Here is a 23,312-nt window from a genome sequence, read left to right as displayed (position 1 = left end):
TTCTATTTTCCATTCGCTAATACCTATTCCTTTTATATAGCCTTCTGCATCATTATATTTTTTTTAAAATTAAGGTTGTACTTTTCGTAATATCCCTATACTGCGACCATAGGATCGTTTGGGAAAATAAAACCCGTAGATCTGACTACTACCTCAAGCAGTATCTCCATTTCTTGTTCGAACTTCTCCCCCGAAGGCCCCTCCTCTGGCATCACATGCTGGAAGTTGCAGCTTCTAGCCAGCTTATCGACCTGAGTGTATTCTAATACGGAAGGGTGATTGACCGACTAGTTCATTGAGGCATCCCAAAGAGTCAATTTTCCCAAGATTCCACAATGAAAGTAGAATAAACAGTAAGTTCGCTAGATAAGAAAGCCTGTATCATGGGTGTTGGTGGCGAAAATTTCGATGATAATTTAAGGGACATCCTTTCTACGTGATGAAAATGTTGAGATTATCGAAGAAAACACGATTTTAGGAATTGAGTTAGGCATGTGAGCTACTTCCTTTTACACTTGGCGTCCAGCTATGTTTCTTTTATGAAACGGTAAAATTTGCAAATACACGACTATTTTTATTTAGCATGATTCATGGGTGGTTCAGCCATCGAATTACACCGTTGCACCTGTCATTGTTACAGTTCCACGTTCCCCGCCTCTTTTTTCAGTTGTTATTATTAATGAGCAAATCATTCTAATTTAGGTTTGGCTTCATGTTTTAAACTTTCAAAACTACGTGCTAATATAGGATTTTTAAAATTACTATATTTTTCTTGAATAAAACATATGGCTATTGCCGCTAATACGCCTGGAAAAGCAAAACCAATAAAATTTACATGTGTTGGTAAACTTAGGTCTAGTAAAAATCCGCCGAATATAGGTCCAATAACTGCACCAAAACGTCCAATTCCTAAAGACCAACCAATCCCAGTGGATCTTATAAATGTTGGATAAAATAATGATAAATACGCATTATTGACCGTGGAAGTTCCTGTTGAACACGCTCCAGCAATTGCAACCAATAAATACATAATGATTTCCGGCGATCTGAATCCAAGGAATATTAAACTTAAAGAGCCAATCAAAAACATAATTACAATAACCCTTTTTGAACCTAAACGGTCAGCTAACCAGCCTCCGCCTACCTGTCCGGTAACTGCCCCTATATTCAAGGCAAATAAAAAGATTAAACTAGATTTTAACGGAAATCCAGCCTCTACCATTAATTTAGGTAACCATGTTCCCAATCCATACACAACTAGCAAAACCATGAAAGATGTAACCCAGAACGCTAGTGTTGAAATACTTCGTTTTTCTTCAAATAGTTTTTTTACTGTCATACCGCTTGTTGGTAAATTCACTTGAAATTTGTCATCCTTAATAGGTTCATAAGTAGGATTTGCGCGTTCTAATATTTTCCTTACTTTTTCGTCTTCCCCCTTGACAACAAGAAATGCTAATGATTCTGGTAAATGTTTAATTAAAAACGGAACAGTTAATAACGGTATTGCAGCAAGATAAAACATCCATTGCCAGCCTATATTTGGAATAACAAATATCCCTAATAATGCTACCAACATTCCCCCTACTGCAAACCCTGTGGATACCATACCAATCAACATACTACTACTCTTCTTGGGAGAGTATTCAAAAGTAAGGGCAGTTATTAATGGCGGCATTCCGCCCAAACCTAATCCTGCAACAAAGCGATATATGGAGAAGTCCAACGGTCCCTGTGCAAAACCTGCTAATAAAGTAAAAAGATTAAAAATAATGAAACCAAAAATGATTACTTTTTTTCTGCCTAATTTGTCTCCCAAAGTTCCACTAACTAAGCAACCAATTAAACTTCCAAGCAGTGTTAGACTTCCGACATAACCTGCTGTACTTGAGGTCAATCCCCATTCCTCAATAAGACTAGGAATTACAGTACCATAAACCATCATATCGAAGCCATCACATACCAATATAAAAACGCCCATTGCTATGATTTTAAAATGAAAGGAGTTCAATTTACTTTCACCGATTATCTGAGCTATATTAATATTCCTCATTTGAATCCCCCTCTAATGTGTGAAATTAATAATAGGAAACCAGAACCTTATTAATGAACTGATTAAAAAGTGAAAGAAAATCCGCTGCATTTCCCCCTTTAAAAACTCTTTAGCTTAAATAATTTCTTGTAGTCAGGATACACAAATACTTTCCCAACAATTTGGTTCATCATCACTTTTTTTGATTTCACAGCCTCTAGAATTAGCTGAATCTGAATTTGCTTAAGAATTTATATACGAGGAAAATAAAAAGAAAAACTCTTTTAGTTTTCTTCCTATACTTCTGTATTAATTATTTTCATTTCCTATAAAGTTTCTCTTTACTAACTCTATTTCCCAATCATCAATACCTGTTTCTTTTAAATAGCCTTCTGCATTTTTATATTTTTTATTTATATATTGTAAAAACTCAAGCATTGTTTCAGGATTACAATCAAGTATATTTTCGTCTTTTATTCCATACGTTTCTATTAATCTGTCTCGTCTTTCTTTAAGCAATGGTTGGAGATAGATGGCTGAAAGTGCATAGTTCTGAGCAATTATATTATGAGGAACGCCTGCCAAATCAAGTAGTAAAGCTGAAATAATACCTGTTCGGTCTTTACCTGATGCACAATGAAATAGAATCGCTTTATCTTGCCCCGCAATAATATGTTGCATAATCTGATAAATGCTTTTTTGTTTTAAATCGATGATGTCGCAATACATATCTAGAAGACTTGTAGATTCTTTATCTTTTAGGTTAGCAGGATCTAACAATGGAATATTGACGTATTTGATGCCTAATTCCTTATAGAAATAGTAGGGACCTTCATATGGAAAACGAAGATCGATAATTAATCCAATCCCTTTCCCAATTAGAGCTTCTTGGCTTTCCAATGGTAACCGATGTATTGAATCTGAGCGAAAATACTTTTCCCATTGGGTATATTTCCCACCGGTTGCGGGATATCCTCCTAAATCTCGAACATTAAAAGCCCCATATAGCTTCATAAGGCGTCTCTGGTCCTTAGTTTTTAAATCGGACACATTTATTTCCTCCTATAAGTTTACTTATAGTCTAAACTTTCAGTACGGATGGGGTTGGAACTACGGGTAGACTTTTCCCAAACGTTCTCGTGGTAATTGTCTAGGTATACCACGTAGAGTCCAACATTAATTTCAGTATTTGTTTAGAGCTCCAAAAATTAATTATCCAGATAATTGAGTTAATTGAGATTGACATGGAATCTATTTCTGTTTATCGTTGGCATCTATCAAGGGAAAAATTTGCAAATACAAATATATAAGAGTTTGGTATTATGTTTTAAAGATTTTATACAAATTTCTCAACACTGTTTAGTTCCTTAGCCTGTTGACGCATAACAAAGCGCTGAATTTTTCCCGAAGGTGTCATTGGGAAGCTTTCTACGATTTTAATCGCTTCTGGCCAACGCTTATTGCTAAGTCCTTTTTTATCCAAAAATTGAGTAACATCTTCTAACTCTAACCCTTCCAACGAATTCTTTAATATTATAAAAGCTGCAATTCTTTCCCCTAATCTTTCATCGGGCATTGCAATAACTGCTACTTGGCTGATGTTTGGATGAGTATAAAGCGCCTCTTCTATTTCCCGCGGATCAATTTTATAGCCACCTCTATTAATGAGATCATCCGCCCTTCCTAGGAAGGTACAATACCCTTTTTCATCCATGCTTACAACATCAGACGAATGGAACCATCCCTCTTCATCAAACATCTTTCGATTATTTTCAGGTTGACGATAATAACCTGGAATGAAATTGGCTCCTCTTGTCATTACTTCACCTTCACATGGGCCTTGGAGTTCATTACCAAACTCATCAACAACTTTTGCTTCAATTCCATCCACTACTTTACCGAAGGTTTTAGATGTAATTGAAGTATCATCACCAGCACGCGTACCATGGGTGATACCTGCTTCAGAATACCCATAAAATGCTGTAATTTCACAGTTATATTCTTGAGTATAAACATTTAGGATTTTTGCTGGACAAGGTGCTCCTGCATATACGATATTTGTTAAGGAACTAAAGTCCCTATTTTCTGAACCTGCTAAGTCAATTAACATCGGAGTTGCTCCAACAAAATAAGAAGGCTTCTCATTTTCAATCAATTCCATGGCCTTAGCTGCATTCCATGAAGAAAGTAATACGACTGTCCCTCCTCTTTGTATGGTTGTCAGCGCACCCAATGCCAAACCTACCAAATGAGCCATAGGAGTAGCCAATAAGAGTTTTTCGTCATTAGGAACATTTAAACTATCATTTATCTTTTTTGTAAAGAACAGATTATTCGCATGTAAATGAAAAACAGCCTTCGGTTTTCCAGTTGTGCCTGAGGTAAACAAAATATAAAAAGGATCTGTTCCAACAGGTCGTACTTTATTTAACTCAAATGAAGAAGATTTGCTTTCTTTTTGAAGTAGGCTATAAAAATTAATTGTCCCTTCATATAATTTATCTGAAACAACGATTACATGTTCTAGACATTCATGTTTTTCTTGGAGATTCTTAATCATCTGAATATAATCCTTATTTTTAAATCGATCAGGTATGATCATTGCCTTTGATTCAGTTAACCCTATTATATAATCTAAGTCATGTTCAATATAAGGCATATGACAAAAGACTGGGATAATACCAGCCTTTGCTGCTCCCATTAAGGTTACAACTAACTCACTGCAGTTTGGCAGTTGAACAGCAATGCGATCTCCAGGTTGTAATCCTAATTCAAGAAAGGCCAATGCAAGTTGGTCAGTTTTTTTATTTAATTCAGCATAAGTCGTATTCTTACCATTATCATCAGTAATCACGACTTTATTAGGGTTTCGTTTTGCATGATGTTCTAGGTAATCTACATAAGTTTCAACGCCCCATTGACCTGAACTTAAGTATTCCTCTACTTGTTCTCTCTTGAGTCTTATATCCTCTCTGGATAGAAGTCGTTCTATGCTTTTTTCTAATTTGATTTTCTGTACCATTTTTACATCACCCTTCTTGTCTATTTATATGAATCTCAAAAAGTATTTTTGGGGTTTTTAATTACCAAGTTCCAATATAAGGTGATTAATAGATATAAAGATATACTATCTCCAATCTTGCGAAAGGGATTAAGAAGCAAAACTTACTCCATCTTTCTATGGCATAGATTTAGAAGAGATAGTTGAAAAAACACAATTGAAATTTTATTTCCTAGACACTTTAATGCTTTTGGTACGAGTATCAATTTGTATATTCTTTTGTTCTATTGGAAAACCAATTCGTTAATTTAATTCCTTGCCACCTCATCAAATCAGCGTATTATTAGGTATCGAACCTATTAAATACACAAAAGCAGGTGACAAGTTTTGGTAATGAAGCTGTTTTCTTGCTTACTTGCTTAAATTGTTGACTTCCAACATAAAATAATCGCTTTTTCATGGCGCTTGCGTTTGGATAATCATACATAGATGGCCGTCGTTTTCCCGTCATAGAATCGACCTCTTTTTTGATTGAGATCTTTCAAGCTAGCGGTTTTCATTACTACACCGTATCCTTCTTTACCCTCAAGAGACCATTCCATTAATGAGTTAAATGTCATAGCGTTAGGTCCTGCAATCCACGGGGCACCAATATCTACAGTAGCCTTAAGATTGAATTGCTTTCCTCGAACATCGTTTACAGACATCTTTAAACTTGTACACATTAAGCCATGGTGTTGTGCCGTGATAACCGCATCGTTGGTTAGTCCATAAACCTTGTCACCTTCCATTACATAGCCGTGAGTTAACTCAAACGCTTCAGGACCAACCTTCTCTGGATCCCATGGGCAAATCATATGGAAAGCAAGATCTGGCTCGAACGAAGCAGAAATTATAAACACATTCGGAACCTGCATTGGATGGCGAGGACCCCAACTACGATCCATACGTTCCATACTGTCAACTTTATACGTCCGTCCACGTACAGTAAGGCTTCCTGTAATCCTTCCAGTCATGTCGAAATGACCACCCAGATCGTAATGTTTAGTATCCTGGTCAGTATGAATATCTTTAGGACCCGCTATAGCTTGGGGGCTGTGGGACGGATTACGTATATCAAAAGGAGGCATCATCCCCTTCCAAGTAACATGTATTTCAGTACCATCCTCGTGCTCATAATCAATAGCGAAATCTCGGGGTAAATCGAGAGCCTGAATTTTTAAACCAAGAGGTGATTGTACATCTTTGTAATTTTTTGGTGCTGGTAAGTAGTTATTTTCATTATAATGCAGTAGATCTGTCCTGCTTTCGGTCAATGTTCCGCACACCATCACTTGGTTCCACATTACTCCAAGGCTAGGACGAACATTTAAATATACTAATGCATACAGATGCTCCTCCGGTATAACTATAGGAAATAACAATGTTTCAACCCATAAGTGATCAGCATCCGACGGATTCTGAAACTCAAAATTTTTGCTAGTTATCATTTTTATTCCTCCATATATTTATCATTTTTATTTCTCAAATGGTATTTTAAGACAAACTAAACATAAAATCCTTAATTTCTCACGATACCAATGATGAAGGCAGGGCTGAAACTGGCTGAAATTAAAACAACTTAATTATTCGTGATGCCATGTTTTAGCGAACTCACCAAATCACTAATACATCGATATTGTATTAAGGAAACAACTATCGGAAACAAATACATTTAGCTCCTGTTATGTTCGGCTATTACTGTGTTTTTCTATTCTTCGCTATCTAGTAAAAGTCGGTTGTGCTTGCTCCATGTATAATTGCCTTTCGAGGTCAGGAACCAAATCTGAATCAGCTACCAGACCTGTTGGCACCAACCACGCACGGTGAAGATCCAATACTCGTTTACTATCAAGCAAGATCACTGACTCAATACGATTACGTTGTTGTTCTTCTTGATCATGCGAGTATCTAATTAGATCACTTAATGTAGTTCGGAGTTTCTCTGCCAACTTCTCCAACAAACCAGGCTCTGGGGTAGGTGTTGTGAGTACCACATCGACTTCATTCCGCACTTTTAACGTACTTTCTGCTTGGTCTGGCAATAAAACGACAATGTCCTCCCAAAGTTTTTCAGTCATATCGGCGTATATCTTCAATTCTAACCAGTCTCGCTGTTGGACATAAGGAATCCGCTCCCTCATAAACTTAAGCAATTGAGTAATAGTAGTCACCTGTTCTTGAGCTAGCGGGTTTTTTATGTCCACTGCCGGAATAATAGTCTCTTCCATCGAACGTATAGCAGCCTGCAATATATAATCGATATTATTTGGCATGAACAATTTCCTCCTTAAGCAAACCCCTTAAGACCTCAGCCTGTGAATAACCGACACCTTCAACCCATGCTATTAGCACGTCTTGATGGGTTTTTCCTAATCGAATTAGCCGATAAGCCGTAGCGATTGTCGTAACCATCATTTGATAAGTATTTAGTATACGGTAAAACTTCAGCCGTTTAGGGTCTACAGTTAAACCCGACAGTCTCTCGTATTTAGCAAAAAAATCATCTATAGGGATTAATCCACTTACAAGAAATGTCGAACCATCCTCAGCGTAACTACCAAATGAGCTTGACATTGTCCAGGCAAGATCACGATGCCTATCACCTATATAGCCTCGTTCCCAATCAAGCCACGCCGTAATCTTTTCGGTTGCTTCATCGAACAAGAAATTTCCTGCACGATACTCGCCATGAAGTATGCTTGGGCGGTCTAGTTTAGGCAAATTTCGTGAAAGCCAATTGGTGGCCACCTCAAAGATTGGGAATTCGTATCCACGGTCTTCCTCCCACACCCGACGTGCCCTATTCAATTGTAAGAGTGCACTTTCCGTTGAATCCACTGCGGGGATGTCGAAAGCAGTCAGTTGACTATGATCGAGTTCTTGAGAATGTATGCGTGCTAGATGCTCTACAAATGGGATTCCCAATGAACCACGCAGCTTTTCTGGAAACTTCAGACCAATGCCACTAACGCTACTTTTCATCCCTGCAGGCTTTGTCACACCCTCAGCAAACGCATACACGAAAGCTGGTTGAGGAAACCATTGTGCGTCCGCATCTAGCCAATAGACACGCGGTACAGGGATGATGTTACGAAAGTAGTTCAAGAGTTGGAATTCACGTCTTCTACTTGTAGAGTTGAGCGACTCGACAGGCTCCATTCTCAATACCATTGAAGTCGTTGTCCGTCCGACATTAGGCTCCATCCAATTTAGTTCGAATGCAATTTGTATCTTTGAAGCACCGCCAGACAGCCACCGCATGTTTTGTATCGAAAACTCATCATTTAGTTTCTCATGAAGCATGGCACGAATACTTACTTCTAGCTCATCTAAAGAGTAAGAACTGGCGCTCGGTTGAATACGACGCTCCAGTTTCGAATGCAATATTCCTTCAATTTCTTTCTCTACAGGATATAGCTTGGTCATACGACGCATAAACTCGACCGTCGGCCTATCACGTAAATCAATCTCCGTATTTTTATTTGCCATATAATAATCCCTCCTCGAAAATTTTTTAATAAACTCCTGATCTAACGTATTCTCATAGATTTCATTATCTAGCGATTAACCCCTCATAATTGTAAGGTTACTAGACGGTGCATTCCTAGACTATAAAACAAACACAAACGTAATAATGTACCCTTTTCTACTATTAACTATATTTTGTAAGATAAGAGCCTTACACGTCTATGCTTGCAGGTCTGCAGAAAGGAATCGAGAAACCATAAACATCATTCCACTCCCCCTTTCAGTGTTTTAATATGCAACTTTTATGCCAATTAAGGGCTGTTGATTAATAATTATGGTTCATCATCACTTTTTGTGATTTAACAGCCACTAGAATTGGCAGATCTGACATTGCTAATCAAGAACTTTCCCTACTCATTCAGTCGTCCATTTTGAGAAAATAATGATCGAGGAGCTCTGCGTTTATTGGCTACACAATAGATAATTCTTAATCCTGCGAATAAGAGTCGCAAATGCATGAAATAAATATGAGAAAAATAAAAGGAAAAACTCTTTAGTTTTATCATCTTTGACTGTTACAAATCAAAATGATTATTTCCCAATAAATTCTGGCTTTCTCTTTTCAAGAATTGCACGAACAGCCTCCTTATGATCTTGTGTTTTTAATGCAAAGCTTTGAACATATGTTTCGAACTCTAATGCGGATGCCAAATCCATTCCTTGTTCTTTATTTAGAGCATGTTTAGTTAGAGAAATACCTATTGGTGGACCTTCAGTAATTCGCTTAGCCCATTCCTCTGCTGTTGCTTCCAATTTATCATGAGCAACAACTTTATTTATCATGCCAATCCTTTCCGCTTCTTCTGAAGTTATGACCTCTCCAAACAATAACAATTCAGATGCCTTTGCATAGCCAACATTTCTTGGTAGAAAGTATGTCATTCCCATGTCTGCAGCAGACAAACCGATTTTCACGAATCCCATGTGAAATTTAGCACGTTCAGAGGCAATGATAATATCCGAAGCTAGTGCTAACGCAACACCACCTCCTACTGCTAGTCCGTTAACAACCGAAATGATCGGTTTATCCATATTCCTCATTTTCAATGGAATTCTTAAGAAATCCCGGACAAAATTCCGTTCCTTCATTAGTTCAACTTCCTCAACACTCAATGCATCTTTAAGATCGCCACCGGCAGAGAATGCATCACCTTCCCCCGTTAGGAGAACGACTTTGATCGAATTATCTTTTTCAATCTCATCTAAATGTTCGTTCATTTCAATAGGGAAAAGGGCATTCAATGGATTTTTCTGAGCCGGTCGATCAAAAGTGATCTTTGCAACGGAACCTATTTTTTCGAGTCTTGTATTTCTTTCCACTACTAACCATTCCTTTCTCTAATAAATTTCAACTAGACTTCATTGTAATTATTATAAGATTTACTTCCCACTTCTCGTCAGTGTCTCAAGCTCATCCCACTGCTCTTCCTTCAATTCTGTAAGTCCATTAAATACCCCGGCACCTTTTAACCATTCACCGCCGTCGATAGTAATAACCTCACCATTTATGAATCCAGCATTATCAGATATTAAAAATGCAACGAGATCCGTAAGCTCCTGTTGTTCTCCAAAACGCCCCAAAGGAATTCTTTCAATCATTCCGTCTGAGATTTCAGGGGTCGGTGCTAAACGCGACCAGGCTCCTTCTGTTGGAAAAGAACCAGGGGCAATGGCAACTTGTCTGATTCCATACTTTGCCCATTCGACAGCGAGAGAGCGTGTTAATGCTAAAACACCTGCTTTAGCTGCCGCAGATGGGACTACAAACGCAGAACCTGTTTCAGCATATACGGTAACCATGTTCAACATCGTTCCACCTCTACCTTGTTCAATCCAATGTTTTCCTACTTCAAGTGTCGTATAAAATGAACCATGCAATACCGTATTTAAGATGGCATCCACACCTCTAGATGAGAGTCTCTCTGTAGGACTTATAAAGTTTGCAGCAGCATTATTAATCAACACATCAATCTTTCCATAACGATTCTCCACCTTATTTACCATCAATTCGATTTGACTCGCGTCTCGTATATCACAAGTCGTGTAGAAAACTTCCCCACCGTTTGCACCCATTTCATTCGCAGCTGATTGTAAAACTTCCTCGCGTCGCCCAGTTATCGCCAACTTCGCACCCAATTGTAATAGCTTTTCACCTATTGCACGGCCAAGACCGGTTCCACCGCCAGTGATAAGCACTACTTTATCTTTTAATAAATCTGATTTAAACACTGTAATATTCCTCCTTGTTTGTCATTTGATCTACCTATTACTCTCTTTGATTTCTTAATATTCAGTTATTATTGTTTACAAATGCGGAGATATCCCACCAGAAACCGCAATAATCTGCCCAGTTATATTCCTTGATTCCTCATTTGATAGAAATAATGCCGTATTGGCAATATCGATTGGTTCGCCAAGCCTTCCTGTAAGTGTTTGATTCCTATAAGACTCCAGTTCACTTTGCTCCATCCTTGTAGTAATCGACGTTTGGATGATTCCAGGAGCAATGCAATTCACATTAACATAAGGACTTAATTCAATTGCCGCCGTTTTTGTTAAAGATGCGACACCTGCCTTAGCTGCGCCATAATCTGATAGACCCGCTTCCCCTGCAAAACCAATAGAGGAGATATTTACAATTTTCCCGTATTGACCTTTAATCATTTGTGGTGCAACTAGTTGAATGCAATTGACGCTTCCTTTCATATTTAACGCCATGGTATCATCCCATCGATCCCCATCAATTTCTAAAATTGATTGATTCATTGGTTGACTTCTAATACCACCTACGACATTAATTAATATGTCAATTTTGTCCATGTGAGTATATGCATTAGCCACGACACTTTTAACTTCATCATAATTTAATACGTTAGACCTTACAGCGATAACATCCTTTTTTAATACGGTTAAAATTTGCTTGGTTTCTTCTAATCTTCTTTCTGATATATCTGTGAGTACCAAATTTGCCCCCTCTTCAGCAAATCGTAAAGCAATTGCCCGCCCCATTGGTCCCCCGGCACCCGTGATCATAGCTACTCTATTTTTTAGACGCATTTTTTCACCTCACATTGTAAGACTTGATATAAAAGCAAAATATTCTTTCGGAATTTTCAGTTTATTAACGAAAGTATAATACTTCCTACGATTATCCTTTCATTAATACAAGTGTAGAAGCTCCCTATGGACACATTGTTTACACAACAATTACTGATTAGTTATTTATGAAACAATATCTTTATTTGATCTGACCAATCAGTGATTGTTGAAATTGTTATTTTTTATAAATTTTTTTATTTTGCCAATTTTAACTCTTTCGCCTGTTCACGCATTGCAAAACGCTGAATTTTACCTGATGCAGTCATAGGGAAACTATCAACTATTCTTACTGCCTCTGGCCAATTTTTCTTATTCAAACCCTTTTCTGAAAGATATGCTGTAATATCCGCTAAAGATAGTTCTTTCGAATTGTCCTTAAGAATAACAAAGGCTGCTATCCTTTCTCCAAGTCTCTCATCTGGCATAGCGATAACAGCTATTTGGCTTATCATTGGATGACCATAAAGTGTCTCTTCAATTTCGCGTGGATCAATTTTATATCCACCTCTGTTTATAAGATCATCTTTGCGAGCTAGAAAAGTACAATATCCATTCTCATCCATCCGAACGATATCTGAAGAATGGAACCACCCTTCTGCATCAAAAGCTTTAGTATTGTTTTGCGGTTGACGATAATATCCTGGTATAAAATTTGCTCCTCTTACTACTACCTCTCCTTCACAAGGGGCTTGTAGTTCAGTTCCAAATTCATCAACAATTTTTGCTTCTATTCCCTTTGCAGCTTTACCAAAACTCGTACTGGTAATAGCTACATCATCCCCTGCACGGGTACCATGAGTTAAACCTGCTTCAGAATACCCATAAAAAGCTATAATTTCACAATTATATTTTTTTGTATAGATATTTAAAATTTCCGCCGGGCAGGGTGCACCCGCATAAATGATATTCTTTAAAGAACTAATATCTCTTGTTTCCAAGCCCTCGTATCTTGCTAAGTCAATTAGCATTGGCGTTACACCAAGAAAATGGGTAGGTTTTTCATTTTCTATTAAATCTACGGCTTTTTTTACATTCCAAGAAGAAAGTAAAACTACCGATCCACCTCTATGCAAAGTTGTCAAAACTCCGAATGCTAAACCCGTTAGATGAGCTAAAGGTGGAACCGCCAACATTTTTCCGTTTTTTGGAATACTTAATTGTTCATTTAATGTTTCAATATAAAACAGATTATTGGCATGTAAATGATATACCGCCTTTGGTTTCCCAGTTGTCCCGGAAGTAAACATGATGAAAAAAGGATCTGTTCCAACAGGACGAACTTCCTCCAACTTGGAAGAAGGAGATTTGATTTCCTTTTGCAAAAGATCATAGAAGTTGATTGTTCCTTCATACTCCTTATCAGAAACTACAATTATATGTTTTAAACAGGGATGTTTTTCTTGTACACTTCTAATCATATCTATATAGTTTTTGTTGTTGAAACTATCAGGTATAACTATAGCTTTTGCCTCAGTCAAACCAATTACATAATCTAAGTCATGCTCTATATATGGCATATGACAAAATACTGGCAAGATACTGGCTTTAGCAGCTCCCATTAAAGAAATAACTAGCTCACTACAATTTGGTAATTGAAGTGCGATTCGATCCTCAGGCTGTATTCCTAATTCCAATAATGTTAAAGCGAATTGTTCTGTTTGGTGATGTAATTGAGAATAAGTCGTTTTTTTCCCGTTTTCATCCGTAATAGCAACTTTATTTGGATTGCTTTCTGCATGCTGTTCCAGATAATCTACAAAACTTTTAACGCCCCATTGTCCAGTATTCAAGTAATGATTAACCTGATCTCTTGAAAGTCTCACATCATCTCTGGAGAGGAGACGCTCAACGCTTTTTTCCACTTTCAATTTTTGTACCATAATTACATCACCCTTCTTTTTATAATTATTAATAAGATTTCACTTTAACTATTGAACGTTCAAAAAAAGCGGCAAACCCTATAGTATGCAATCAGAATTGAAATTGAATTTTAATTAGTTCTACGTACTCCATTCTTATTATGAAAAAAAGCAAATAAATCAACTATTTTAATAGTCCTCCTTTGAATTTTTAAAGATTGCCACTCTCCTCATTTCTTTCTGTAATATCTAATGCAATATTCGTGCCATATTTGGACATAGGATTTAAGACTACTAAAAACCGATAATTCTTAAATCTGCAAAAAAAAACGCAAATTTGCGATATAAAAATGCAAAAGCGTTTGGAAATACTCCATACATTCAGAGCTAGTATAGATGTATGGACATAATTTTTATTAAGTCCATACATCTATACTAGCTCTATCAAAATTTATTATTTCAAGTTGTACTTATTTAACTTTCTATATAAACTAGCAATATGAATTTTTAATATATGTGCTGCAGCCATTCTGTCCCCATTGGTCTTTTTTAAAGCACGATGGATTGCGGAAATTTCAGCCTTAGCTACTTCCTCTTCCATTGGTAAAAACTCTTCATCTACACTGTCTTCGACACTATATAAATCGGAGTGTAATCCTACGTTATCCAAATAGAGCGTGTTCCCTTCTACAATATTCATTCCTCGTTCAATGGCGGCTTGTAATTCTCGAACATTACCAGGCCATTGATAATTTAATAACCATTGTTTAAGAGAAGGATCTATATTTTTAACATCTAAACCAAGTTCATTGTTAAATCGTTCAATAAAGTGCCAGGTTAATGTCAATATATCTTCTTTTCTTTTCCTTAATGGCGGAACATTTAATTCGAAGACTTTAAGGCGATAATAAAGATCCTGCCTAAACTTCCCTTCATTAACAAGTGTTTCAAGATTTTTATTAGTAGCGGCGATTATTCGAATATCAACAAATTTCCAACCTGTTGCCCCTATTCTTTCAACCTCTCGTTCCTGCAATACTCGTAAAATTTTCCCTTGAACTAATAAAGGAAGCTCTGAGATTTCATCCAAAAATAAGGTTCCGTTTTGTGCTAACTCCACTTTCCCAGGTTTTCCTTCACGTTTTGCTCCACTAAATGATCCACCCTCATACCCGAATAGTTCTGATTCAAAAAGGTGTTCGGGAATCGCAGTACAATTAATCGCTACAAACGGTCCTGTTCTCCTTGAACTTAAGTCATGAGTTGATTGGGCAAATAACTCTTTTCCTGTACCGCTTTCCCCCGTAATCAAAACCGTTGAACGGCTCTTAGCAACTTTAGAAGCAAGTTCTATAACCTCATTCATAGCTGGACTTGACCCGATAAGTTGATCAAAACTATATTTATGAGAATAGTTATTTTGAGGATTCTTTTTTTTCTTATTATTTTCCTCAGGGTTCATGGATTTCCAAAAGTCTAAAACATCATTCGCTTCTATGTCCTCCTTAAGGAGAATAACTGAGCAAGTATATTCACTTCTATTTTCTTCATAACTGGGTGAAATTGAAATAAGACAAGCTACCTCACCGATGACTCCAAAAACTACTTTATTTTCATTCTCTATTTTCCCCAATTTTTCTCGAAAAGCTCGACTAGTTAAAAGGTTTTCTACTGGAACACCAATTTTTTCATTTTTACTTAATCCAAATCTTTTGCACAAATCGGAACTTAGGTAGCTTACTATTCCAAATGAATCAATTTTAAAGTAACCAAAATTCAATAAATTATTATTAACTTTTGTTGCTTCCATTATGAAGTCACCTACTCACTAGTATTTATGATAACCAAAGCTACGATTTGTCCAGTTATTACCACTTCTCCAAGTTGATTGGTGCATTGTACCATTAGTGTGATCCAACGTCGCCTCAAATCTATATCGATGATTTCCACTTTAGCTGTAATATTATCTCCTATATAAACTGGATGGTGATAAATCAGTTCCTTTTGCAATAATAATCCGGGACTACCAGGAAGCTCCTTTGAACTCACTTCCATGATTAAACCCTCACTTAATAATCCTGGAACAACTCTACCTTTCAATTGAACTTTCTTCATAAATACATCATCCGAGTAAACGGAATTTTCTTCTCTTGTTAGTTCCATATAACTTTTTACATCTCTTTCTGTAAAAGTTCTTTCAATACTACTACTTTGCCCAATGTAAAATTTCGATATTTTTTTTTCTCCTATAGTCAAATGCTTTCATCCTTCCTAAAGTTTACTATTAACTTGTCCTTTTTTTGGCTAGTGCTAACCAGTATACTCATGAAGGTTGGTTTGATAATATTGCTGTCGCTTGGGCAGACAAGGTACCGCCATTACCGTGTACAAGAGCTATATCACATTTGTCCAACTGCCGTTCACCTGTCTCACCGCGTAACTGTCGTACTGCCTCAACTATCAAAAAAATACCAAGCATACCTGGATGACAATTAGATAGACCTCCGCCATTTGTATTTACTGCTAGTTGCCCACCTGGGGCGATTCTTCCATTAGAAACAAAAGCTCCTCCCTCGCCTTTAGGACAGAATCCTAAATCTTCTAAAAACAAAATCACGTTTATGGTAAAAGCGTCATATAACATTAATAAATCAACATCTGATTGACTTACCCCAGCCATTTTAAAGGCAGCTTCTCCAGAATACCTTGCTGCTGTTTCTGTTAAGTCAGGCATTGAACTGATGGAACGATGGGAATGTGATTCACCAGCTCCCAATAAATATACCGGTTTTTTCTTCAAAGTCCGTGCACGCTCTGCAGATGTAAGAACGATTGCTCCACCTGCATCTGTTACCAGACAACAGTCTAATAAATGTAGAGGTGAACTAATCATAGGTGAATCTAATACATCTTGGATCGTTAGCGGGTCTCGCTTCGTTGCTTTTGGATTTTTCATAGCCCATTGTCTTGCTGCAACCGCCACTTCTGCCAATTGCTCGCTTGTCGTCCCATATTGATGCATATGCCTTTGTGCAGCTAACGCATAAGAACCAAGTGGATAAGGAAAACCAAAAGAATCCTCGAATGGATTTTTTTCCGACATACTCATTACCTTTCCAGCGTCACTTCGCTGTGTGCTTGCATAACAAATTAAAGCTACTTTACAAACCCCAGAAGAAATTGCAGTTGCAGCATGAAGTAAGTAAGATATAAATGAAGCACCGCCAATAGTTGTAGAATCTGTATATCTAGGTGAAATTCCTAAATATTCTCCGAGCGAAATCGTCGGCATATGGTAATTAGAAGAAGCCGAAAATAATCCATCCACTTCCGACTTATCAATTCCTGCTTCCTCTAAAGCTCTTTTGGCTTCTTTTGCCATAATATCTAACGGAGAAAGGTCAGGTAAATTCCAACTATCTGTTTCAGATACCCCAACAATAGCAACTTTTCCTTTAATACTCATTACTCTTCTCCTCCTCTACTACGCTAAAAACTGGAAATGTAAATTCATCTGAAACTCTTTTATATGTTACGGAAACATTTTGTTCTATTCGCAGTGTTTCTGGAGCATCCCACCCAATAATATTTCCCATCACACGAATACCTTCCTCTAAGTCAATTAATCCCACCGCATATGGAACATCTTCTTTATAGCCTGGTAATGAAGTTCGGTGAATAACTGTGAATGAATATATCTTTCCCCTACCAATTGCTTCATTCCATGAAAGATTCTCCGACATGCAGTCTGGACAAACGACTCTTGCGTAAAAAATTGGCGAACCACAATCATCGCAAGTTTGATACATAAATTTTTCCTTTTTCAAGTCACTCCAAAATTTATTGGTAGCAAAGCCTTTAATGTTATTAGGAATTGAGTTTTTATAACCATTCATAACCATTAACCATCCTTTCTTTCTATCATTAAATAAATATATTCATATACAAAAAGACACACCTTAAGTAACCGTGGTTCTTAGTTGTATCTTTCCCGCAATACATTTTTCTGTATCTTCCCAATCGACGTCCTTGGAAATTCATCCACAAAGTAAAATTCCTCTGGTATTTTAAAAGCAGAAAGTCGTTCCGCACAATATTCTCTTAGCGTATCTGCCGTTACTTTAGAATCGCTTGGCTCAATATAAGCTATCACTTTTTCTTCCCTTAATTCATCCGGCGCTGCCACAATGGCACAATTCGCTACGGAAGGATGGCCAGATAAAACATTTTCTATTTCCAAAGAGGATATATTTTCTCCAGCTCGTTTGATCATGTCTTTGTTACGATCAACAAACCATACATAACCTTCCTCATTCATGTATCCATTGTCTCCTGTATAAAGCCAGCCGTTTCTTATCGTTTTATTCGTTTCAATATCATTTTTGTAGTAGCCTTTCATTAATGAAGGACTTTTTATAATAATTTCTCCTACAGTATTAATTGGACATTCTAATCCTTCTGCATTAACAATTTTCACTTCTTGCCCTAGTCCTGCTTTTCCAATAGATAGTATTCCAGTTTCTTCATCCACTTGCATATCTGTATATAAAGGTGTGGTAATATTTGTTGTAATTGATTCTGTCATACCGAACCACTGAAATATATGAATTCCAAAACGCTCTATAAATGTTTCTACATCATTTTTGGTAACAAATAATCCATATCCAATCTGTCTTATTGAATGTTTCTTTTCATATGGATGTAAATCTAGTTTCAATAAAATCTTAATGATTGTTGCAACAAAACTAGAAACAGTGGGTTGGTATCTTTCAACATCATTCCAAAAAGTATTTGCACTAAATTTCTCTTGTAGAATAATTGTTCCACCAACAACTAGTGTAGCCATTGATGAATAATACTGTGAGTTAACATGAAATAATGGCAAAAAGATTAAATAGCGGTCCTCTGGTGTTAATTGCTGATAAAGCGCAGAAGAGTGCCCGGCATATAAATAATTTTCATGTGTAATTAATACACCCTTTGGATTAGCAGTTGTACCTGATGTATACATAATTCCGCATATATCTTGAGATCCAACGTTTTTATCATGTGAAGTACCTCCTAATAGATTAACTTCTTTTTTCCACTTTGAGCTTGTTGGTTGATGAAAAAGAATCGGCACATCATTAATTACATGTTCATGTTTACTTGTTATAAGTGAATCATCATATATAAATCCTTTACTATCTGAATGCTCAAGAAAATACCTTAATTCAGATGCTGTAGAAGCAATATTAATCGGGACTATAGTAGCTCCCAATGCACCACAAGCGAACCATATATCATAAAAAACAGGTGAATTTTTCAACATGACAGACACTTTATCACCTTTTCGTATCCCTTTTTTCTTTAACCAATCCGCTGTCTTATTTGTACGTTCTACCATCTCTGAATAAGAAATGACTTCATCTTCAAAATAAATAAAAGGTTTTGATGTGAATTTTTTTGCTTGCTTTTCAAGATACGTATAAATCGTCATATTTCCATGTGTAAGCATTTAATATTTCTCCCTTCTTAATCTAATTACATATTTATTGAACAATGGAGTTGGAAATCGATGTTACAATAGGTTGTAGAGTAAAAGATATAGGATCAATAATTACTTTTGAGAGCCCCCCAAAAAAGTAATGTTTTTGGAAAAATTCTCAACACCATTGATAGCGCTTACATATTTAATATATAAATTTCAGAAAGCAATATAAATTCCAACTTAATTTTGGCAGACCATAGTCCCTTTGTCAATATATTTTGAATTTTCTATATAAGGAGAGGTAGAATGAATATCCGACAATTCAAGGCACTACAAACGAAGAAAAAAATATCCGATACTGCACTGAAACTTTTTAATGAAAAAAGTTTCAGCCAGGTGACAGTAGATGAAATTATCAATAAAACTAATACATCTAAAGGTGCTTTTTATACTCATTTTAAAAGTAAACATGATATTTTCTTAGAAAAATTCAAAGAAGTAGATAATTATTACCTAAACCAATTAGTTGATATTATCGCCACAGAAAAAACATACATTGATAAATTAACGGTCTTTCTAGGCTTACAAATGACATATATTGAACAGGACCTCGGCTGGGATCTTATAAGGACTATCTATGAAAGTGAATTAAATACTGAAAGGGATAGTTTTTTCTTGTTGCCAAATAGAGCATTGTATTCTATTCTTCTTAGTATTTTCGAAAAAGGACAAAAAAATAATGAGTTTAGGCATGACTTTACACCTGAATATATGATGTCTATCTGCGTTCGAGTAATGCGTGGCATTTTATATGATTGGAGTCTTCATAGGGGCGATTTTTCACTAATTAAGGAACAGGAGAACTTATTTGGTATCATGATAAAGGGATTAAAAAAGGAGTAAAAAGAGTATACAAATCACATAAATTTGAAGAAATCAGTTAAAGATTGGTCCTTTTTCCGGTTTTCCGCAGGTTGTTGTATTCTTTTTGAAGATAAGTACTTACTAGACAAATAATTTACTCTTGATATGCACCCTATTAGATAGATTAATTTTCACTTTTCTTCTGTCTACCTAATTAGGGTGCCTAATTATTTGTATAAACCACTCATTCACTCTCATAAGCCTTTTCTAAACTTAATGATAACATCTATAGTATAAGACAGCTTGCATAAATTATTTTGAACATCTATAAAATCCTTTTATACTTAAGGTTCCCAGCAGGAGCTATAAAATACTGCTTTATATATGCTTTTCTATATAGGCTCTTTCAACTTTTTAACTCACCCTTTTTTTCAACTTCTCTAAGCATATATGGAACCGTATTTCTATCCATTATCAGCCCTTCAAACGTACTTGAAATATGTATATATTTTTCCGCTTGTTTTAGATCCATCCAAGTCACTTCCTCAATTTCTTCCGGAAATGATATATTTATTTCTCCACCAATTATTTTTCCGATAAAAGTAAAGAAGATGGCGTGGTGTCCCCTTTCTTCAAAAAACGCTTCACTCACGGAGAAAATGCCATCAACTTGAACATCTAATCCCGTTTCCTCTTTTACTTCACGAATAGCAGCTTGCTTTAGCGTTTCACCCTTTTCCACCGCTCCTCCTGGGAGTGTATAGTAAGAGGGCCCTGTACCTTTGTTTTTCACCATTAATACATTCTGTCCAAGTTCATCAAACAGAAGGACATATGTAACATCTACTCTTTTCATGTTTTCTGATCCCCTCTAAAATTATATTGTTTGCTAACCTTCACTATATAGATAAAGAATTATATATTTCACCAATAATTCCTTCCAATTGATGAATTCCTAAATCTGTATTTGTCATGATGACTACACCTTTTCTTAAATATGGATAAGCTACCATCATACATTGGAAACCTACGCCCCAACCAAGGGAAGAAATTTCAATCTCTTGACCTGATCCATCTAAAAATAATCCAAGCCCAGTCCATTCCCTTCCACCTTGTGGACTTATCATCTCTTTCGCTTTACGCGCAGAAAGTCCAATAGTACTTTGCCCTTTTAAAGAATCCATTAATTCAATAACCAATATGGCTAAATCTGAAGATGTTGTCCATAATCCGGCAGCTGCAGGATAAGGATATATCGGATATTTTCCGTCTACTAATTTTCTACTTTTGTTATGACCACTAGAAAGCCATTCTCTTTTTGCTTCTGGTATCGTTGTTTTCAATGTGCTATTTTTCATGTTTAATAGCTGAAATAGTTGTTCTTCCATAACTTGTTGAAAAGGTAATCCTGTGACATCTTCTATTAATAGTTGAATGATACAAAAACCTGCATCTGAATATTGAAAATTACTCTCTGGTTCATACCTCACTTCAATTGGTAGATTGCAATACGATGTTCTACCTTCTAATAGCTCAACCATTGAAGGTATACCTTTTATCAAAGTAAGTTCCGTAAAACTACCTTCTGGATCTATTATTCCAGCTTGATGACTAAGCAAATTTCGTAAGGTCACTTTTTTATTTTTTGTAAAATCATTTTCAGGTACTTTCCACGAGGAAAGCTTCTTATTTACATCCTCATCCAAGTCCAGAATACCTTGCTCCGAGAGCTTCATCACTAGAAAGGATGTAAGAAACTTACTGATTGAAGCTGCACTAAAAATAGAATTACTGTCTACCTTTTTATTGGTTCCTTCTTCAAGCAAGCCGAAGCATTCTGTAGTACTGATTTGACCTCCTTCAATTACTGTAATGCTTAAACCGGAAACTTTATAATAATCCATCCGCTCTTTAATATTCATATTAATTAGATTCATATGAAACCTCCCATTATTTGTAGCATTATTATATCACAAACATAAGAATGTATGTTCTCTATATTGGAATTTTCTATGAATTGCGTGCAAAGTTAAACCAATATAAAAGAGTTACAGATTAGTTGTTTGATCTGCAACTCTTTAACTATTATTACAATTTATTTAATCAGTTATTTTAATCTTCTTGTTGATTGTAACAGCTTGATTTATAAACAAACCTGTGTACACAAAGAAGATTCCTATCATCAAAATAATGCCAATATAAACGGACATCATCGTAGGTATTAAAAATGCACCGATGATAATAGTAGAGCGTGCGATTAAGTCCGCTCCGCTAAATGAAATGTTCGAAAATGCAGAGTAGGAACCTCTTTTATCCGTTGGAATCATATTTGCCTGCTCGGCATTTCTAACTGGTGAATAAATTAATTCACCAGTTGTCGCAATTAGATTGAACAGAATCAGTATGTACCAAGTGTTCGCTGAAGTCACAGTAATATATCCGATACTGTAAATAATAAGACCTATCAATAACACTTTTTGCTTACTGAAACGATCTGTAAACTTATTAATCAAAAACGTGAAGCAAACAACGAGTAGCATATTTTCTATATTAAGTATGCTTAACATGCGCACACCCACTAGTTCAAATGCTCCAATTTGTACAGATTTGAACGTTTCTGCAAGCCGAACTCCGATATAACTGTTTAAAGTAAATTCAGCGGAAAAGATAAACATAGAACCTACTACTACTTTGACAAAAGGTAGATCTTGAAAAGCCACCTTATAGTTTTGAAATAAATCAATAAACACGTTTTCATACCGCTTTTGTAACGTATGTGTATGTTCATCAATCAACCAAATCTTGTAAGCTATCGGTAGAATAATCGAAGTTATAGTTAGTAATGCAAATAATTCAATTTGGTGATTTAAATACAGTAAACCCCCAAGTGCCGCCCCTATAGCCATTGATAAATTTACTAGCCAATAATCGAGTGCATACACTTCTTTTCTATTTTCTGGTGTAGTTGAATCAATAATAATAGCATGCATCGCTGGCCGACCAAGACTGCTCGTAATTATATAGCGGTGTTTGTCAATATAGTTGTCGCATTTAGCTAGTTTAATATCTTTAAAATACATATTCTTATATCTTGTAATCCCTAATTCAATCAAGGCTACCGCGCTGTGCTTGCTGGCCTGGTGATTTGAATGGAAAGGAAGAGCGTTCTTTCCATTCAAACCACCAGGATAAGGGGGGATTACGGTTGAACCAATGCTTCTGTTTTTCCCTCATCTCGCATGGGATTGAGCGCGACTTGTTGATGTGGTGCCCAGTCTCTTGTGTCCCGTGCCCAACGTTCTGGGTGCTTTTCTTTTGCCGCTTCATACACTTCTTTTCGTTTTTCTAGTATGTCCACATGTGCCCCAGTGTGACATTGTATAGGTGTAACGAAGTTAAGCCCGCTGTGTAAATGAA

The 23,312-nt window shown here is 36.3% G+C and carries 19 protein-coding genes and 1 pseudogene; 1 reads left to right on the top strand and 19 read right to left on the bottom strand.

Annotated elements, in window-relative coordinates:
• Window positions 1-688: 688 nt before the first annotated feature.
• The 15 genes from ACIQYS_RS19965 to ACIQYS_RS19895 form a co-directional block, all read right to left on the bottom strand.
• The gene (locus ACIQYS_RS19965; protein WP_402983979.1) at window positions 689-2,053 is read right to left on the bottom strand and encodes an MFS transporter; all 1,365 of its coding nucleotides are present in this window, start codon (window positions 2,051-2,053) and stop codon (window positions 689-691) included.
• A gap of 288 nt (window positions 2,054-2,341) precedes the next feature.
• Window positions 2,342-3,082, bottom strand: a complete 741-nt coding sequence (locus ACIQYS_RS19960; RefSeq protein ID WP_402983976.1) for a tyrosine-protein phosphatase — start codon at window positions 3,080-3,082, stop codon at window positions 2,342-2,344.
• Window positions 3,083-3,368: 286 nt separating this feature from the next.
• Entirely contained in the window at window positions 3,369-5,054 is a 1,686-nt protein-coding gene (locus ACIQYS_RS19955) for a class I adenylate-forming enzyme family protein (protein ID WP_402983973.1), read from the bottom strand.
• A 458-nt stretch (window positions 5,055-5,512) separates the two neighbouring features.
• Window positions 5,513-6,523, bottom strand: coding sequence for a DUF7065 domain-containing protein (locus tag ACIQYS_RS19950; RefSeq protein ID WP_402983970.1), 1,011 nt, complete (start codon window positions 6,521-6,523; stop codon window positions 5,513-5,515).
• A gap of 270 nt (window positions 6,524-6,793) precedes the next feature.
• The gene (locus tag ACIQYS_RS19945; RefSeq protein ID WP_402983967.1) at window positions 6,794-7,354 is read right to left on the bottom strand and encodes a hypothetical protein; all 561 of its coding nucleotides are present in this window, start codon (window positions 7,352-7,354) and stop codon (window positions 6,794-6,796) included.
• Window positions 7,338-8,564 carry a phosphotransferase family protein gene (locus tag ACIQYS_RS19940; RefSeq protein WP_402983964.1) on the bottom strand — a complete coding sequence of 409 codons (1,227 nt, stop codon included), beginning with the start codon at window positions 8,562-8,564 and terminating at the stop codon, window positions 7,338-7,340. The genes ACIQYS_RS19945 and ACIQYS_RS19940 overlap by 17 nt, the downstream gene beginning before the upstream one ends.
• 570 nt (window positions 8,565-9,134) lie before the next feature.
• Entirely contained in the window at window positions 9,135-9,923 is a 789-nt protein-coding gene (locus ACIQYS_RS19935; protein WP_402983961.1) for an enoyl-CoA hydratase/isomerase family protein, read from the bottom strand.
• Between the two features lie 60 nt (window positions 9,924-9,983).
• Window positions 9,984-10,832 carry an SDR family oxidoreductase gene (locus tag ACIQYS_RS19930; protein ID WP_402983958.1) on the bottom strand — a complete coding sequence of 283 codons (849 nt, stop codon included), beginning with the start codon at window positions 10,830-10,832 and terminating at the stop codon, window positions 9,984-9,986.
• 75 nt (window positions 10,833-10,907) lie between these two features.
• Window positions 10,908-11,660 (bottom strand): SDR family NAD(P)-dependent oxidoreductase, encoded by a 753-nt coding sequence (locus ACIQYS_RS19925; protein WP_402983955.1) that lies wholly within the window; start codon window positions 11,658-11,660, stop codon window positions 10,908-10,910.
• Between the two features lie 236 nt (window positions 11,661-11,896).
• Window positions 11,897-13,582, bottom strand: a complete 1,686-nt coding sequence (locus tag ACIQYS_RS19920; protein WP_402983952.1) for a class I adenylate-forming enzyme family protein — start codon at window positions 13,580-13,582, stop codon at window positions 11,897-11,899.
• Between the two features lie 433 nt (window positions 13,583-14,015).
• Window positions 14,016-15,371, bottom strand: coding sequence for a sigma-54 interaction domain-containing protein (locus ACIQYS_RS19915; RefSeq protein WP_402983949.1), 1,356 nt, complete (start codon window positions 15,369-15,371; stop codon window positions 14,016-14,018).
• A gap of 11 nt (window positions 15,372-15,382) precedes the next feature.
• Window positions 15,383-15,817, bottom strand: a complete 435-nt coding sequence (locus tag ACIQYS_RS19910; protein WP_402983946.1) for a MaoC/PaaZ C-terminal domain-containing protein — start codon at window positions 15,815-15,817, stop codon at window positions 15,383-15,385.
• A 67-nt stretch (window positions 15,818-15,884) separates the two neighbouring features.
• A complete protein-coding gene (locus ACIQYS_RS19905; protein ID WP_402983944.1) occupies window positions 15,885-17,027 on the bottom strand; it encodes an acetyl-CoA acetyltransferase in 1,143 nt (380 codons plus the stop codon).
• Window positions 17,017-17,457, bottom strand: coding sequence for a Zn-ribbon domain-containing OB-fold protein (locus tag ACIQYS_RS19900; protein ID WP_402983941.1), 441 nt, complete (start codon window positions 17,455-17,457; stop codon window positions 17,017-17,019). Before ACIQYS_RS19900 ends, ACIQYS_RS19905 begins: the two co-directional genes overlap by 11 nt.
• Before the next feature lie 80 nt (window positions 17,458-17,537).
• A complete protein-coding gene (locus ACIQYS_RS19895) occupies window positions 17,538-19,058 on the bottom strand; it encodes a class I adenylate-forming enzyme family protein (RefSeq protein WP_402983938.1) in 1,521 nt (506 codons plus the stop codon).
• A gap of 279 nt (window positions 19,059-19,337) precedes the next feature.
• Here ACIQYS_RS19895 and ACIQYS_RS19890 point away from each other — a divergent pair, with 279 nt between their 5' ends.
• Entirely contained in the window at window positions 19,338-19,934 is a 597-nt protein-coding gene (locus tag ACIQYS_RS19890) for a TetR/AcrR family transcriptional regulator (protein ID WP_402983935.1), read from the top strand.
• Window positions 19,935-20,301: 367 nt separating this feature from the next.
• On the opposite strand, the gene ACIQYS_RS19885 is transcribed toward ACIQYS_RS19890, so the two are convergent.
• The 4 genes and pseudogenes from ACIQYS_RS19885 to ACIQYS_RS19870 all read right to left on the bottom strand — a co-directional run.
• Window positions 20,302-20,751: an NUDIX hydrolase gene (locus tag ACIQYS_RS19885; RefSeq protein ID WP_402983932.1), complete on the bottom strand. Its 450-nt coding sequence runs from the start codon at window positions 20,749-20,751 to the stop codon at window positions 20,302-20,304.
• A 43-nt stretch (window positions 20,752-20,794) separates the two neighbouring features.
• Window positions 20,795-21,832: a serine hydrolase domain-containing protein gene (locus tag ACIQYS_RS19880; RefSeq protein ID WP_402983929.1), complete on the bottom strand. Its 1,038-nt coding sequence runs from the start codon at window positions 21,830-21,832 to the stop codon at window positions 20,795-20,797.
• Window positions 21,833-21,994: 162 nt separating this feature from the next.
• Window positions 21,995-22,975 carry an MFS transporter gene (locus ACIQYS_RS19875; protein WP_402983926.1) on the bottom strand — a complete coding sequence of 327 codons (981 nt, stop codon included), beginning with the start codon at window positions 22,973-22,975 and terminating at the stop codon, window positions 21,995-21,997.
• 119 nt (window positions 22,976-23,094) lie between these two features.
• Window positions 23,095-23,312: pseudogene (locus ACIQYS_RS19870) on the bottom strand (hypothetical protein); the annotation flags it as partial.

The sequence above is a fragment of the Psychrobacillus sp. NPDC096426 genome, from assembly GCF_044762745.1.
Lineage (GTDB): Bacteria > Bacillota > Bacilli > Bacillales_A > Planococcaceae > Psychrobacillus.
Note: the sequence above shows the minus strand (reverse complement) of the source record. Positions and strands in the feature narration are given on the sequence as shown.

Coding starts and splice junctions, on each gene's coding strand:
- ACIQYS_RS19885 (WP_402983932.1), bottom strand. CDS start 20,751: ATGAAAAGAGTAGATGTTACATATGTCCTTCTGTTTGATGAACTTGGA.
- ACIQYS_RS19965 (WP_402983979.1), bottom strand. CDS start 2,053: ATGAGGAATATTAATATAGCTCAGATAATCGGTGAAAGTAAATTGAAC.
- ACIQYS_RS19905 (WP_402983944.1), bottom strand. CDS start 17,027: ATGAGTATTAAAGGAAAAGTTGCTATTGTTGGGGTATCTGAAACAGAT.
- ACIQYS_RS19880 (WP_402983929.1), bottom strand. CDS start 21,832: ATGAATCTAATTAATATGAATATTAAAGAGCGGATGGATTATTATAAA.
- ACIQYS_RS19900 (WP_402983941.1), bottom strand. CDS start 17,457: ATGAATGGTTATAAAAACTCAATTCCTAATAACATTAAAGGCTTTGCT.
- ACIQYS_RS19915 (WP_402983949.1), bottom strand. CDS start 15,371: ATGGAAGCAACAAAAGTTAATAATAATTTATTGAATTTTGGTTACTTT.
- ACIQYS_RS19950 (WP_402983970.1), bottom strand. CDS start 6,523: ATGATAACTAGCAAAAATTTTGAGTTTCAGAATCCGTCGGATGCTGAT.
- ACIQYS_RS19920 (WP_402983952.1), bottom strand. CDS start 13,582: ATGGTACAAAAATTGAAAGTGGAAAAAAGCGTTGAGCGTCTCCTCTCC.
- ACIQYS_RS19875 (WP_402983926.1), bottom strand. CDS start 22,975: ATGTATTTTAAAGATATTAAACTAGCTAAATGCGACAACTATATTGAC.
- ACIQYS_RS19940 (WP_402983964.1), bottom strand. CDS start 8,564: ATGGCAAATAAAAATACGGAGATTGATTTACGTGATAGGCCGACGGTC.
- ACIQYS_RS19895 (WP_402983938.1), bottom strand. CDS start 19,058: ATGCTTACACATGGAAATATGACGATTTATACGTATCTTGAAAAGCAA.
- ACIQYS_RS19890 (WP_402983935.1), top strand. CDS start 19,338: ATGAATATCCGACAATTCAAGGCACTACAAACGAAGAAAAAAATATCC.
- ACIQYS_RS19925 (WP_402983955.1), bottom strand. CDS start 11,660: ATGCGTCTAAAAAATAGAGTAGCTATGATCACGGGTGCCGGGGGACCA.
- ACIQYS_RS19955 (WP_402983973.1), bottom strand. CDS start 5,054: ATGGTACAGAAAATCAAATTAGAAAAAAGCATAGAACGACTTCTATCC.